Source organism: Faucicola osloensis (assembly GCF_020041925.1).
Classification (GTDB): Bacteria; Pseudomonadota; Gammaproteobacteria; order Pseudomonadales; family Moraxellaceae; genus Faucicola; species Faucicola osloensis_D.
The window spans coordinates 2436029-2450849 of record NZ_CP083409.1; the positions used below are offsets into that span (position 1 = coordinate 2436029).

The following is a 14821-nucleotide window of genomic DNA, read 5'->3' on the forward strand; positions in this document are numbered from 1 at the left end:
CAGGCGGATATCACAAGGAAAATTTATGAATTTATTACTTCGTTATCTTATCTTATGCTTGATGCTAAAATCCGATAAAGCAAAGTCATCTACACCAAGCTATAGCGATGCGATCATCCGCCACTACCGGATTTTGCCGCATGATATGGGGTTTCGTAATCATGTGCCTAATTATCGCTACTTAAGCTTTATTGAGCTTAACATCCAACAGTGGCTGCTGCAGCAACGTCCAACGGACAAGCTAGGTTGGGTGATTGCATCGCAACAATTAACCTACATCAAAGAAAGCTTTTTGTTTGATAAATTGGCGCTTCGCAGTCAACTATTGGCTTGGGATAAAAAATACCTGTATTTTCGCCACGAGTTTTGGGTGAAAAATGACTTAAATGTGGTGGCACTGACCAAAATTGTATTGATGTTAGATGGGCAAGTGCAACCGACCAGCGTCATTGTACAGCAAGATGAACAAACTCATCCTGTCATCAAAACTTGGCAAGACAATCTTAACGAAATCAAAAAACTCACCCCCATCAAATAACTGGAGAAAAATATGTCCCTCAAATGGAACGACACGTTAGAAATTGCCATTCAACTTTCTGAAAAATACCCTGATGAAGACGTGCAATATATTCGTTTTACTGATTTGCATCGGTATGTGACGCAGTTAGAAGAATTTAGCGATGACCCAACCAAATCGACTGAAAAACAACTAGAAGCGATTCAAATGGCTTGGCTAGACGAACTAGATTAAGCTGAATGCTAGATTCTTCTTCATGCTAGATTGTTAATGAGCAGCAGCTAAACTAATTTACCCATGAAAAATGACCCGCGTTTGCTTAATGCGTCAGCCAAAAAGTAACGGTTTTTGATGTCATTTGACTTGGGTAAATAACCATTTGCCAACCCCACGAAGATTGCCATCCCATCAAGATTAGCCGTATCATTGGGTTATTAGCATGCAGTATTTGGGTTAACAGTATTTAGTTTAACAATAAGTTTTGTAATATTTGCTCATAAATTGCGGCAAGTTTACCCAAATCCTCAACTTCTACACATTCATCAATCTGGTGGATGGTGGCATTACGCACGCCAAGCTCAACCACTTCCGGCGACCTATTTTCAACATTTAACGTTGCGATAAAACGACCATCTGAAGTGCCGCCTGTGGTTGAAAGCTCTGTATCTGTGCCCGTCACGGCTTTAATCGCGGATTGACAGGCGCCGACGAGGTTGCCTTGCGGCGTCAAAAATGGGTTGCCCGATAGTTTCCAGTTGATGTGATAACTGGCTGCACCGTGTTGAAAATGCTTGTCAAAAATCGCATGAGTGGTCGCTTTAAGTTTCTCATCGTTAGTCTCAGTGGAAAAACGAAAATTAAACTCGGCGCTTAAAGTTGCAGGAATCACATTGTTAGCCCCAGTGCCTGCATGAAGGTTGGAGATTTGCAGGGTGGTGGCAGGAAAATACGCATTGCCATTGTCCCAAGTTTGGCTACAAAGCTCGGATAGAGCTGGCAAAGCATAATGAATAGGGTTCACTGCCAAATGCGGGTAGGCAACATGGCCTTGTTTGCCGGTGACTGTCAAAATGGCGCCAAGCGAGCCACGGCGACCATTTTTGATGATATCACCCAAGGTGTGAGTGCTAGAGGGTTCGCCAATCAAGCAATAGGTTATCGGTTGGTTGCGCGATTGCAATGTTTCCACCACTTTGACTGTACCGTTGACCGAAGGACCTTCTTCATCAGCGGTAATTAAGAAAGCAATTGAGCCGTGATGATTGGGGTGCTTGGCGACAAAGTTTTCAACAGCGACAGTAAATGCCGCAATCGCTGTTTTCATGTCTGCAGCACCACGTCCATAGAGTATGCCATCTTTGATAGTGGGTTCAAATGGCGGATAAGTCCATTGGCTGACATCGCCCGTGGGTACGACATCGGTATGTCCTGCAAAACATAATACGGGCGCCTGCGGCTGCTCACGACCTTGACGGATTGCCCATAAATTTTTGACTTCTGCTTCGCGTCCTGTTGCGCCTTTTTCACCAAAGTATAAAAACTCACAATCAAACCCAAGGTGGTTAAGCCGCTCAGCCAGTATATTTTGACAGTCAAGGTCAGTTGGCGTCACTGATGGCTCGCGCATCAGCTGTAAACTCAGTGCTAAGGTCTGCGCTTGAAGGTGGTCTAAATCAGTGGCGTTACTGGCATAATCAGTCATTGTCTTTTCCTTAAAATCTCTCAAAAAGCTCGCTTATTTGCGCTGCATATTAGCATAAATTAGCGCTTTAGCGGGTCGCATTGTTCGCAATCGCTCAGGATTTTGGCTACAATACGCTTTTTTTCTCACTATGCTTTTTTTGTGTTTTTTGCGAATGTTACTGGGGACATGTAGTATCGATGAATATCTCTACTTTTTTAATGGGCATGAGCGTGTGCTTTTCGTTAATTTTGGCGATTGGGGCACAGAATGCGTTTGTGCTTAAACAAGGGCTAAAACAACAATTTGTGTTCATCGTGTGTTTGATTTGCGCGTTATCTGATGCGGTGTTGATTACGGGTGGCGTGTTTGGTTTTGGCAAGCTAATTTCGCAATTTCCGCTGATTATCACCATTGCCAAGTACGCAGGGGCGTTGTTTTTAATTGTGTATGGTGCCCGAAGTTTTATTGCGGCTTATCAATCAGACCAATCGCTCGTGGCGCAGGGTAAAGACGTTGGTAATTTAAAACAAGTGATTGCCATGTGCTTGGCATTTACTTGGCTTAATCCCCATGTGTATTTAGATACGGTGATTTTGCTTGGGACGATTGCATCACAGGTTACCGATAAACTGGCGTTTGCGTTGGGTGCAATTTTATCATCGTTTATCTTCTTTTTTAGTTTGGGTTATGGTGCGCGTGTGCTGCAGCCGCTATTTGCCAAACCACTGTCTTGGAAAATTCTTGATATCCTCATCGGGATTGTGATGTGGGGGATTGCGGCAAGTTTATTACTGGCTAATTAGCCCATCTTTTCTCATCCAAGTGGCAATGGAGAAGCGTTCACGATGGGTGATTGCGACTTGATGGACTAAGTTACTGTTAAAAATCACCAATCTGTTACCTTGGGGCTGTAATTGTTGTTGTGTGTCATGTTGGTCGATGACGACAATTTCACCGCCATCGTGCGCGCCCCAACCGTCATTGAGATAAAAAACCGCCGATAACACACGTTCATCACGCCCTTGCGGGTTGTCTGAATGCCACTGATAACCAAACCCTGCAGGGTAGCGGGCATAATGAGCCTCACTACGGCGAATTCCGGTGTATAAGGTTTGATTAAAAAATTGCGCCAGCTCATTAATCGCTTGTAGATACTGCATACCAATCGGACAGTGCTCATCAATCCAGCGGGTGCTATCTCCGCGAATGCTAGTGATTCGTTCACCCTGCGTCAAATTGGCCGCTTGGTAATCAATCAAGCCACTCTCTTTTTGTAACGCCTGAAAAAATTTGACGTCAAAACAGTCATCTAGCACGATAAACCCGTCATTAACCAAACCGTCAAGCTCTGCGTTGTTTATTTTTTCAAACCAGTGGGGCAGGATAAAATTCAACTCTGGCATGTGCGCTGTGTTTCCTTCAGCATTGTTTAACATTTAACTGGGCAATTTTTAGCAAAAACTTCTAGCAAAAACTTCGCCAATTTTTGATAGCTATGCTACCATACCTGCTAATTTGTTTACGAAAAATTTATTATGAATTATCAACACAGCTACCACGCGGGCAACTTCGCTGATGTGGTAAAACACGTTTTATTGTTGCAATTACTTGAGATGATGAGCGCCAAGCCAAAACCTTATTATATTTTGGATGCGTATGGTGGGCGCGGTTTGTATTCACTTGCCAGTGATGAAGCCAAAAAAACTGGTGAAGCCATCCATGGTATTACCAAACTGCTAGCGCAAGATAACAGCCAAGCGCCACAGGCGGTGCAAACCTATTTACAAGATATTGGCTACGCCAAAAAATTCTACGATAAGCATGTGTATCCAGGTTCGCCTTGGTTTATCGCCCATCACATCGAAAAACAACAAGACGCTCACCCAGAGATTAACAATCGCGCCGAAGCGTTTGAATGGAAAGCCAACGAGTTTGATGCGCTTAATTACCAACTGCACCAATTACCCATTGGCGTGCAACATCGCAATGCCTATGAAGGGATTTTGGCGGTGTTACCACCGCAAGAAAAACGCGGGTTGATTTTAATCGATCCCCCTTTTGAACAGGAACACCGTGATTTTAGCGCATTGGTAGATTTATTGGTCAAAGCGCATAAAAAATGGTCAACCGGGGTATTGGCGCTTTGGTACCCCATCAAAAACAACGATGCGGTTGAGCTGTTTTATAAAAAAATGAAACGTACTGAAATCCGCCGTCAGTTGGTGCTTGAGCTGAATATTTTCCCACCCGATTTGCCGATGGGTTTAAATGGGACGGGTATGTTGGTGATTAACCCACCGTGGCAATTTGATGCTAAAGCCGAAGAGATTTTGCAATATCTACAGCCAATTTTGCAGCATCCTGAAAGCCCACAAATGAGCGTAGAACAGCGCACCAAAGTACAATGGTTGGTTGGCGAATAATGTCACACTTGGCGGGTTAAGTAGTCACACAACCCGCCAAATTTCGCAATTTGTTACCGAGCTCGATGCACCTAGCAACAGACGATTTATTATAGACGACCTGCAAGAGACAACCTGCAAGGATAATCAATGAATAACGATAATAATAACCAACCAACCCTTATCAAGACGCCCATCGACGCATTACAACAGCCACAACAGCCGCAACAGCACACTAAGGATATCAATCCCATTCAGCTTGAGCATCAGCGTAACCGTGAATTGGCAGAAACCGATGACTATGATGGGGTCACCTTTGAAGTGATTGAAAATGCGCGTGTCGCTGACAAAACGATAGCGCAAAAAGGCGTTTATTTAATTCCCAATTCATTTACGCTATTGTCGCTACTTGCGGCATTTTATTCGATTACCCAAAGCGCGTTGGGGGAAGGGCATTATATGCGCGCCTGTGTGGCGATTTTTATCTCGGCATTGCTAGATGGATTAGATGGTCGGGCGGCAAGGCTGTTCAATGCACAAAGTCCCTTTGGCGAGCAGTTAGACTCGCTAGCCGACTGCATCGCGTTTGGACTTGCGCCTGCGTTATTGATTTATCATTATGCGTTAGAGCCGTTGGGGCGTATTGGTATCGCTTGCGCCTTTGTGTATGCTGCCTGTGCCGCGCTGAGACTGGCGCGTTTTAATGTACAAATTGGTGTCGTCGATAAAAAATACTTTGTCGGGGTAGCAAGTCCGTTAGCCGCTATTTTAGTCACTACGTTTGTGATGGTGCATATGGATTGGCAAGTTGAATTGCCTACGACCAGTCCTGCTTTTCAAATCTTGGCAGCCATTTGGGTGGTGATAGCAGGCTTTTTGATGGTCAGTAATTTAAAATACTATAGCTTTAAAGAGTTTGATAAAAAGCGTGTCCCGTTTGTGGCACTCATCTTGATTGTGTTTGCGCTCGGTATCGTGCTGTATAATATTCCTGCAGGATTGCTCGCGATTAGCGTGATTTACGCCTTATCGGGCCCAGTAACTGCGGTTTGGAGCAAGTTTAAACGCAAACCTGTTTAGCGCTACTTTAGGTTTTTGTTTTAGTAGCAAATTTTTTAGAAACGGATGTTCAAATAGTACAAAAACTGGCATGATGAGCGTATCGTTTTCATGCCCGTTTTTTTTGGGTAACATGATGCGTTGTTCAAGGATATGAACCATTAATTTCCTCATAAGGAGTATGAGATGCACCGTCAGTCTGATTTAATCCACCCTACTTTTAGCCTAACCAAAATTTTTATCTCGGTATGGTTGGCTTCAACCTTAGCCGCTTGTGGTAGCGACAATGATTCAGCTACAACGCCACCTGCCAAAACAGGCGTTGCCTCACTGCCCACAGGTAATTTAATCAAAGATCCATTAACGACCAAAAATCTCACCCCCAGCGCCTTAACCCAGCTATTTAATATCACAGATCCCGATTTTAGCAAAGTTGCAGCCACGCCCAAGTGCGGTGTGCGTGTTGAATACATGCAATATGATACCGTTGATGTCAAAGGTAATAAGACCGATGCGACGGGTGCTGTGTTTATTCCGACAGGCACGGATGCAAGCTGTAGTGGCAATCGACCCATTGTACTCAATGCCCATGGTACGGCAACGACCAAAGCCTATAATTTTGCAGAAGTCGGTAATGCCAACAATGAAGCAGGACCAGCTGCGACATTGTTAGCGGCTTTGTTTGCAGGGCAGGGCTATGTGGTTATCTCACCCAATTATGCAGGTTATGACAAATCAAGCCTAGCTTATCATCCGTACCTCAATGCCCAGCAGCAGTCACACGAGATGGCAGATGCGTTAAAAGCAGGCAGGGAAGTGGTACGCCGCACAGGCAGTGCAACCAATGTCGCTGACAATGGTAAATTGTTTATCACAGGTTATTCTCAAGGTGGCTATGTCACCATGGCAACAACACGCTATCTTGAAACGCTTAAAGAACCTGTGACAGCCGCACTGCCAATTTCTGGACCCTATGCCATGGAAGCCTTTGGTGATGTGGTATTTGGTGGCAAGGTCATGCTCGGTGCGACGTTTTTTGCCCCGCTGATGGCTCGCAACTATCAAGAGCAGTATGGCAATATTTATGCCAAACCCAGTGACATGTTTGCGCCAGCCAATGCCGATGAAATCCCCTCGCTACTGCCTAGCGCCAGTATGACTGATATGCAACTCATTTTAAGTGGCAAATTGCCTGCCTCAGCGATGTTTCAAAAAGCGCCAACGGGCAATTCAACGCTCGATGCGATATCACCGTCTGACCCAGCATTTAGTTTTGGTTTTGATACGACGCAGTATTTAGTCAAAAATGACTACCGATTAGGGTACTTAGCGGATGCCCAAAAAAATGTCGATTGGGCAGTGCCTTATTTACAAGGTTATACCAACTATAGCCCAGTGCCTGCCACACTGCCTGAACATCCCCTGCGTAAAGCGTTAAAAGCCAATGACTTGCGCGGCTATTTACCAACAATGCCTGTCATTATGTGTGGTGGTAATAAAGATCCGATGGTGTTCTTTGACGTAAATACTAGCTTAATGAAAAAACTATGGGATACAGATACTAATAAAACTAGCGCGACCAAGTTGGGAATTATTGATATCGATGTCACCAATCGCGCCACGCGTCAAAAACCGATTTATCAAACGTTAGGTTTTGATACCGTCAACAATAATAGCATCCAGTCTCAATCAGAAAAAATGCAGGCAGGATTTGCTAGTAAAGTGCAAAATATTGCAGCGATTGCGGCTGCCAACGGAGGCAATCCATCACAAGCCGTCGCTATGCAATATCATAGTTTAGTCACGCCGTATTGTATGGGTGTGGCACAGACATTGTTTAGCCAGTTCTAAGTTTAGCCAGTTCTAAATTGGCGATAGCCTGAAGCTATAGCCAATTAACCAATATGCACTTAACTGATACCCATTTAACAAAGCCTGTTTATCAACAGGCTTTGTCATTAGACAGTTTATTTTATAGATTATTACAATCGTTGATTAGGATAGCTGGTAAAGTTTGGGCAGTTTACCATGGGGGTAAAATAACACCCGTCAAAGCATGATATTTTGACATTATGGTCGACATTTGGCGGTGAGTTAACTGCTAAATCATGCGTTTTATGCTATAATTATTCCTTTTTACTATCCTAAAAATATCACGTCATCTGTGTTACTTTTCTAAAAGTTTTGATTGGGGTTTTTTGCAACTTTTGGTCAAAAATGCGCATTGCCTTTACATTGCGCAGTGCTTTTAAGTTAGCCATCGCCTTGAAAAGTAAAATAAATAAGATGACTCATATATTTAAGTAGCTTGATAAAAGGAGCGTGCATGTCCACCGATTCCGTTAGCCCCATTGGCATCGTCGATGAATTAAAACAATCTTATCTCGACTATGCCATGAGCGTAATTGTCTCCCGTGCTTTACCTGATGTGCGTGATGGGCTCAAACCTGTTCATCGCCGTGTGTTATACGCGATGCATGAATTATCAAACGACTTTAACAAACCTTACAAAAAATCGGCGCGTGTGGTCGGTGACGTTATCGGTAAATACCACCCACATGGCGATACGGCAGTTTATGACGCAATTGTGCGCTTGGCGCAGCCGTTCTCAATGCGCTATATGCTCATTGATGGTCAAGGTAATTTTGGCTCAGTGGATGATGACCCTGCCGCAGCGATGCGTTATACCGAAGTGCGCATGCAAAAACTCACTCACCAAATGCTGGGTGATTTAGATAAAGACACTGTGGATTGGGAGCCAAACTATGATGGCTCGGAGCAAATGCCAAGCGTCATGCCAGCGCGTATTCCAAATTTACTCGTCAACGGTGCCACAGGCATTGCGGTGGGTATGGCGACCAATATGGCGCCACACAATCTGACGGAAGTGATTAATGCGTGTTTGGCGTATGCCGATGATCCGCACATCTCTGGCGAAATGCTTATGCAGTACATCACCGGCCCTGATTTCCCAACAGGTGGTATTATTTATGGTCGCTCAGGCATTGTCGATGCTTATCGCACCGGTAAAGGTCGCCTGCATTTGCGCGGCAAATATCACATCGAACCGATGAGTGAAACGGGCGCCAATAAAGAACGTGAACGTATTGTATTTACCGAGATTCCATATCAAACCAATAAAGCAAAACTGATTGAAAAAATCGCAGAATTGGTACGCGATAAAAAACTTGAAGGCATTAGCGAGATTCGCGATGAGTCAGATAAAGACGGCATGCGTATCGCCATTGATTTAAGACGCGGTGAAAACGCGGAAGTCATCGTTAACAATCTATTTATCCAAACGCCTTTAGAATCAAGTTTTAGCATTAACATGGTTGCCTTAGATGAAGGTCAACCTAAAATCATGACGTTGCGGGATTTGATTGCCGCCTTTATACGTCACCGCCAAGAAGTTGTCACTCGCCGTACTATTTATGAACTCAAAAAAGCACAGGCGCGTGGTCATTTACTCGAAGGACTAACGATTGCCCTTGCCAACATTGATCGCATTATTGACACTATCAAGGCATCGGCAAACCGCCAAGAAGCCCGCGATAACTTACTGACCAATACTTGGCAGTCAGGTGGCGTGATTGCCATGTTAGAGGCAGCAGGCAGTCATTCGATTCGCCCTGATGTGATTGAGGGCGAAGACCTAAACGCCCCATATGGACTGATTGATGACAACCAAAATTATCGTCTATCGCCTGACCAAGTCAATGCTATTTTGGATATGCAGCTGCACCGTTTGACAGGGCTAGAGCAAGACAAGCTACAGCAAGAATTCAAAGAAATCTTGGCACTCATTGCGCAATTACAAAGCATTTTGGATAACTTTGACCAATTAATGCAAGTAATCAAAGACGAATTAATCCAAATCCGTGATGATTTTGGCGATGCACGTAAAACCCAAATCGTCGATAGTCGCAGTGACTTTAGCCGTGCGGATTTGATTCCTGAACAAACCGTTGTGTTGACTGTTTCACGCACGGGCTATGCCAAAACCCAGCCTATCAGCGACTACATCGCCCAAAAACGCGGTGGTAAAGGCAAGTCAGCCACTGCCATGAAAGCAGACGACGTCATTGACCATATGGTGGTCACATCGACACACAACAACGTGATGATTTTTACCGATCGCGGTCGTGTGTTTGGGTTACAAGTGTTTGAAGTGCCTATTGCCAGCCGTGGTTCGCGTGGCCGTCCGATGGTCAATCTAATTGCGCTCGATGCCGATGAAAAAGTCACCGCCATTTTGCCTGTGACCGAAGACGACAAGCAAAATGACAATAGCTATGTGTTCTTTGCAACTGCATCGGGTATGGTAAAACGCGTCCAATTGTCACAATTTAAAAACCTTCGCGCCAACGGACTTCGCGCTGTCGAACTCAATGACGGCGATAACTTGATTGGCGTTGCCATTACCGATGGCGAGCAAGACATCATGTTATTTTCCAACGAAGGTAAAGCCATTCGCTTTAATGAAAGTAAAATCCGTGCGATGGGTCGTACCGCAAAAGGGGTGCGCGGTATGCGGGTGACGCTACTGGCCAATCAAGGCATTGAAGACGAGGACACCGAGCTTGAAGACGATAGCCAAGATGACCAAGACAATGACAGTGTCGTTGCGGTTAGCCGTGTGGTGTCGTTGGTTGTTGCCCCACAGCAAGGCGAGATTTTATGTGCTTGTGAGCGTGGCTTTGGCAAACGCACACCTGTCTCTGATTTCCCTGTCAAAGGTCGGGGTGGTAAAGGCATTATCGCCATCAAAACCACGGCGCGTAATGGCGAGCTAGTGCAGGCATTAGCGGTAACCGATGCTGATGATATTGTGCTGATTTCTGATGCAGGCACGCTGGTGCGTACACCGGTCGGACAAATCGCGCAAACAGGTCGTAATGCACAAGGGGTTACCCTGATTCGTATTTCACAAGATGAATCATTGGTATCTATTGCTTTGGTTGAAGGCGGTAGTGAAGACGAGCTAGACGAAGATAGTTTAGAGGCAGCATTGGCTGACAATATCGCGCAAGATGGTACTGATTTACAAGACAGTGCGGATTTGCAAGATATCGAGTTGTCTGAAGCCTTGCAGCAAGATGGTTTATTAGAAGCCGATGCACAACAGCTAGATAACTAATTTGTAGCCTTGCTATTTGTAACCTCGCTTTATCAAACCAGCTTATTAGTTAATAAGCTGGTTTTTTTCGATCAATTCTACAATTTCGCAACAGCCAGCAAGTTTAAAGCCTTATAAAATTTAAAATTATCTTGTTCCAACAATCCTATTACATTAAAAGACGAGTATACCCATGTCAAAACTGCATCTACACCACCTTGAAAAATCCCGTTCATTTCGAATTCTTTGGCTATTAGAGGAATTAGAGCTGCCTTATCAGTTGACCAAGTACGAACGCCATCATGGTTTGGCACCCAAGTCTTTGCAAACAATTCACCCGATGGGTAAGGCACCTATCCTGCAAGATAACGGAAAAACGCTGATTGAATCGGCCAATATCATTGAGTATTTGATTGATAACTATGATAAGTTAAGCGACCAGCAAGATGCACAGCCCATCTCACAACTGGTGCTGAATAAAAAATTTCGCCCAGATTATGGTAGTGAGGCGTATGAACAGTATCGATATTGGCTGCATTTTACCGAAAGCTCGTTGATGCCCTTGCTTATTATCCGACTAATATTTGCTACCATGATAAAAAAATCACCGATAGGTATCAAGCAAGTGGCAAAATTACTCAAATCGGGGATAGACAAATCTTATCTGAATCATTCATTAACCGAGCAGCTCAAAATGCTAGATAAGCATTTGGGTAGCAATGAATGGCTTGCTGGCAACCAATTTAGCGGCGCGGATATACAGCTTGAATTTGGCATAAACGCCATGCAAGAAACCCATAGTTTAGAGGCAAAATACGCCAACATTCACAATTGGTTAAAAAAATGCCAAGCTCGCCCAGCGTATCAAAAAGCGGTTGATAAGTGTTGATGGTTGACTGTCAAGCGATTTAATGCTTTTATTGCTTTACTTTGTCGATAAATTTACTATTGGGTCAGAAAAAACAGTTGTTTTTTTTACCTTTATTTCATAACTAAATACCTATCAAAAATTAGCGAAAATACTGAAACATTTTTTTTTATGTAAAATATTGCTATCGCTATTTATAACAATGTTTTGTATCTAATAGTTGAATACTTTGAGTCGTTTACAACCTAGCTCCATTCTAGGTTATTTCCATGGATGGATGCCATTGCCAGAAGGAACGAAAAATGCAATATCAGTATTTTAAAGACCCTGATAGTCAAGAAACCCAAGAATGGCTTGACGCCTTTGATTCGGTGATCAAGTCAGTGGGAAAAAAACGTGCCACTTTTTTACTAAAAGCCATCTATGATAAGGCGGTACAAGAAGGATTACGCGTTAACCGCCTTGATACCGCTTACATCAATACTATTCCTGTAGAAGATCAACCCCCGTATCCCGGTGATTTAACCCTCGAGCGTAAAATTCGCGCTATCATTCGTTACAATGCGGTGGCGATGGTGATGCGTGCCAACAAAAATGACGACGACTTAGGCGGTCACCTAGCGACGTTTGCCTCAAGCGCGACGTTATACGAAACAGGTTTTAACCATTTTTGGCGCGCAGCGAGTGAAAACTTTGGCGGTGATATGATTTATTATCAAGGTCACGGTTCGCCAGGGATGTATGCTCGCTCATTTTTAGAAGGTCGATTGACTGAAGAGCAGCTAACAAATTTTCGCCGTGAAGTAGGCGGTAAGGGGCTATCTAGCTACCCACACCCTTATTTGATGCCTGACTATTGGCAGTTCCCAACCGTATCGATGGGTTTAGGCCCGATCATGTCAATTTATCACGCGCATGTGCACCAATATCTTGAAAATCGCGGCTTGATTCCAAAAGAAGGTCGCAAAATTTGGGCATTCTTGGGCGATGGTGAAACCGATGAGCCAGAGAGCTTAGGTGCTATCTCACTAGCCGGTCGCGAGAATCTAGAAAATCTGATTTGGGTGATTAACTGTAACTTACAGCGTCTAGATGGCCCTGTACGTGGTAACGGTAAAATCATCCAAGAGCTTGAATCTGTGTTTCGGGGTGCAGGTTGGCGGGTGATTAAAGTCATTTGGGGCGGTAAATGGGATACGCTACTAGACAAAGACCATACAGGCGCCCTCAAATACCGTATGCTTGAGACCCTTGATGGTGAATACCAAGTGTATAAAGCGCGTGATGGTAAATTTGTCCGTGACTATTTCTTTGGTAAATACCCAGAACTTGCCGAAATGGTGAAAGATTGGACTGACCAAGAAATTCAAAATTTAGACCGTGGTGGTCACGACCCGATGAAGGTATATGCCGCATTTAGCGAAGCCATGAAAGCCAAAGGTCAGCCGACAGTGATTTTGGTTAAAACTGTCAAAGGTTATGGCTTATCTAACCAAAGCCAAGCGGTCAACAAAACCCACCAAATCAAAAAACTCGAAATTGATTCATTAAAATACTTCCGTGATCGTTTTGATTTGCCATTTACCGATACGCAGCTTGAAGAATTGCCGTTTTATCGTCCTGATGAAAATTCTGCTGAAATCCAGTATCTGAAAGGTCGCCGTCAAGCACTGGGCGGACATTTGCCCAATCGCCGTAGTGGTCATATTCCACTCGATGTACCTGGGTTAGAGATTTTTGATAAATTACTACAAGGTAGTGCAGGCAAAGAACAATCTACCACCATGGTATTTGTACGCTTGCTAGCGGCACTGCTAAAAAATAAAGCGCTGCAAGAGCGTGTGGTGCCGATTGTTCCTGATGAAGCCCGTACTTTTGGTCTTGAAGGTATGTTCCGCCAATTGGGTATCTACTCGGCATCGGGTCAAAATTATACCCCTGAAGACCATGAAGCCTTGATGGGTTATAAAGAAGCCAAAGATGGTCACATGCTGGAAGAAGGCATTAATGAAGCGGGTGCGATGAGTGCTTGGATTGCGTTAGCGACCAGTTATTCAACCAATGCGTTACCGATGATTCCTTTTTATATCTATTATTCGATGTTTGGTTTCCAACGCGTCGGTGATTTAGTTTGGGCAGCAGGCGATATGCAAGCGCAAGGGTTCTTGCTTGGCGGTACCGCAGGTCGTACCACACTCAATGGCGAAGGCTTACAGCACCAAGATGGTCATCAGTTAATTTTATTTAACACGGTGCCAAACTGTGTCACTTATGACCCATGCTATGGTTATGAGCTAGCGGTGGTCGTACAAGATGGTCTGCGCCGTATGTATGGTGAAGGCGAACGGGTTTTCTATTATATCACCTTAATGAATGAAAACTACGAGCAACCAGCCATGCCAGCAGGGGTCGAAGAAGGCATCAAAAAAGGCATGTACTTGCTTAAAGACAATGATTCAAAACAAGTGCAATTGCTAGGTTCGGGCGTGATTTTACGTGAGGTTGAAAAAGCCGCACAAATTCTAGCTGAAGAATTCAACATCAATGCCAACGTGTGGAGTGTCACAAGCTTTAATGAACTCACTCGTGAAGGCATGGCATGTGACGAGTACAATCGTCTGCACCCACTAGATGAACAGCGTACGCCTTGGGTTACTGAACAACTTGCACAGCATGAAGGCATTGTAGTCGCCGCCACCGACTATATGCGCATTTTCTCTGAACAAATCCGTGCCTATTTACCAGACAGTCGTCCGTATGCCACCTTAGGTACCGATGGTTTCGGTCGTTCGGATAGTCGCCGCCAATTACGCAGTTACTTCAAAGTAGATGCCGCACACATTGTGGTGGCAACGCTCAAACTATTAGCAGATGAAGGTGAGGTTGATGCGCGTTTGGTCAAAGATGCGATTAGTAGCTTGGGTATTGATGCCGATGCTTCACCGGCTTGGCATCCTCAAGTACAAATCGACCACTCCCCAGATGCCCCAGCGATTTTAGGCGCGCATCCAAAACCTGTACCAACCTTGGTTGAAGAGGATGATGAATCCATTTCAGCAGACGGCAAAGCAGAAGATAAAGCCGATGCGCCAATGCTTAACGACAAACCTGAATAATAGAAATCAATAGTAGGTAATCAGCCACGTATTAGCGGCTGATTGCCCACTTAGTA

The 14821-nt window shown here is 44.4% G+C and carries 11 protein-coding genes; 9 read left to right on the plus strand and 2 right to left on the minus strand.

Going from position 1 to position 14821, the window contains the following annotated elements:
- Window positions 1–25 precede the first annotated feature (25 nt).
- Complete coding sequence (locus LAJ61_RS10880) at window positions 26–538, plus strand: acyl-CoA thioesterase (RefSeq protein WP_224053939.1); 513 nt, start codon at window positions 26–28, stop codon at window positions 536–538.
- Between the two features lie 12 nt (window positions 539–550).
- Complete coding sequence (gene iscX, locus LAJ61_RS10885; protein WP_036604374.1) at window positions 551–751, plus strand: Fe-S cluster assembly protein IscX; 201 nt, start codon at window positions 551–553, stop codon at window positions 749–751.
- A gap of 229 nt (window positions 752–980) precedes the next feature.
- Here the strand turns inward: iscX and dapE are convergent, their stop codons facing one another.
- On the minus strand, window positions 981–2219 hold the full coding sequence (gene dapE, locus LAJ61_RS10890) for a succinyl-diaminopimelate desuccinylase (RefSeq protein WP_224053940.1): 1239 nt from the start codon (window positions 2217–2219) through the stop codon (window positions 981–983).
- A 179-nt stretch (window positions 2220–2398) separates the two neighbouring features.
- Between dapE and LAJ61_RS10895 the strand changes: the two genes are divergently transcribed.
- On the plus strand, window positions 2399–3004 hold the full coding sequence (locus LAJ61_RS10895; protein WP_224053941.1) for a LysE/ArgO family amino acid transporter: 606 nt from the start codon (window positions 2399–2401) through the stop codon (window positions 3002–3004).
- Here the strand turns inward: LAJ61_RS10895 and LAJ61_RS10900 are convergent.
- Window positions 2990–3604, minus strand: coding sequence for a 2OG-Fe(II) oxygenase (locus LAJ61_RS10900; RefSeq protein ID WP_224053942.1), 615 nt, complete (start codon window positions 3602–3604; stop codon window positions 2990–2992). The genes LAJ61_RS10895 and LAJ61_RS10900 overlap by 15 nt on opposite strands.
- A gap of 132 nt (window positions 3605–3736) precedes the next feature.
- On the opposite strand from LAJ61_RS10900, the gene LAJ61_RS10905 reads away from it, so the two are divergent.
- The 6 genes from LAJ61_RS10905 to aceE all read left to right on the plus strand — a co-directional run bounded on the left by LAJ61_RS10905 (window position 3737) and on the right by aceE (window position 14765).
- The gene (locus tag LAJ61_RS10905) at window positions 3737–4624 is read left to right on the plus strand and encodes a 23S rRNA (adenine(2030)-N(6))-methyltransferase RlmJ (RefSeq protein WP_159374704.1); all 888 of its coding nucleotides are present in this window, start codon (window positions 3737–3739) and stop codon (window positions 4622–4624) included.
- Window positions 4625–4753: 129 nt separating this feature from the next.
- Window positions 4754–5683 carry a CDP-diacylglycerol--serine O-phosphatidyltransferase gene (gene pssA, locus LAJ61_RS10910; protein ID WP_224053943.1) on the plus strand — a complete coding sequence of 310 codons (930 nt, stop codon included), beginning with the start codon at window positions 4754–4756 and terminating at the stop codon, window positions 5681–5683.
- Window positions 5684–5848: 165 nt separating this feature from the next.
- Window positions 5849–7513, plus strand: coding sequence for an alpha/beta hydrolase family protein (locus tag LAJ61_RS10915; RefSeq protein WP_224053944.1), 1665 nt, complete (start codon window positions 5849–5851; stop codon window positions 7511–7513).
- Window positions 7514–7988: 475 nt separating this feature from the next.
- Window positions 7989–10802, plus strand: coding sequence for a DNA gyrase subunit A (gyrA, locus tag LAJ61_RS10920; RefSeq protein WP_224053945.1), 2814 nt, complete (start codon window positions 7989–7991; stop codon window positions 10800–10802).
- A 172-nt stretch (window positions 10803–10974) separates the two neighbouring features.
- A complete protein-coding gene (locus LAJ61_RS10925; protein ID WP_224053946.1) occupies window positions 10975–11670 on the plus strand; it encodes a glutathione S-transferase in 696 nt (231 codons plus the stop codon).
- A 281-nt stretch (window positions 11671–11951) separates the two neighbouring features.
- Window positions 11952–14765, plus strand: a complete 2814-nt coding sequence (gene aceE, locus LAJ61_RS10930; protein WP_224053947.1) for a pyruvate dehydrogenase (acetyl-transferring), homodimeric type — start codon at window positions 11952–11954, stop codon at window positions 14763–14765.
- The last annotated feature ends 56 nt before the right edge of the window (window positions 14766–14821 follow it).

Excerpts from the sequence above, each read along its gene's own strand:
- LAJ61_RS10900 (WP_224053942.1), bottom strand. The coding sequence starts at position 3,604 with ATGCCAGAGTTGAATTTTATCCTGCCCCACTGGTTTGAAAAAATAAAC.
- LAJ61_RS10905 (WP_159374704.1), top strand. The coding sequence starts at position 3,737 with ATGAATTATCAACACAGCTACCACGCGGGCAACTTCGCTGATGTGGTA.
- gyrA (WP_224053945.1), top strand. The coding sequence starts at position 7,989 with ATGTCCACCGATTCCGTTAGCCCCATTGGCATCGTCGATGAATTAAAA.
- LAJ61_RS10895 (WP_224053941.1), top strand. The coding sequence starts at position 2,399 with ATGAATATCTCTACTTTTTTAATGGGCATGAGCGTGTGCTTTTCGTTA.
- aceE (WP_224053947.1), top strand. The coding sequence starts at position 11,952 with ATGCAATATCAGTATTTTAAAGACCCTGATAGTCAAGAAACCCAAGAA.
- LAJ61_RS10915 (WP_224053944.1), top strand. The coding sequence starts at position 5,849 with ATGCACCGTCAGTCTGATTTAATCCACCCTACTTTTAGCCTAACCAAA.
- LAJ61_RS10880 (WP_224053939.1), top strand. The coding sequence starts at position 26 with ATGAATTTATTACTTCGTTATCTTATCTTATGCTTGATGCTAAAATCC.
- dapE (WP_224053940.1), bottom strand. The coding sequence starts at position 2,219 with ATGACTGATTATGCCAGTAACGCCACTGATTTAGACCACCTTCAAGCG.
- pssA (WP_224053943.1), top strand. The coding sequence starts at position 4,754 with ATGAATAACGATAATAATAACCAACCAACCCTTATCAAGACGCCCATC.
- LAJ61_RS10925 (WP_224053946.1), top strand. The coding sequence starts at position 10,975 with ATGTCAAAACTGCATCTACACCACCTTGAAAAATCCCGTTCATTTCGA.
- iscX (WP_036604374.1), top strand. The coding sequence starts at position 551 with ATGTCCCTCAAATGGAACGACACGTTAGAAATTGCCATTCAACTTTCT.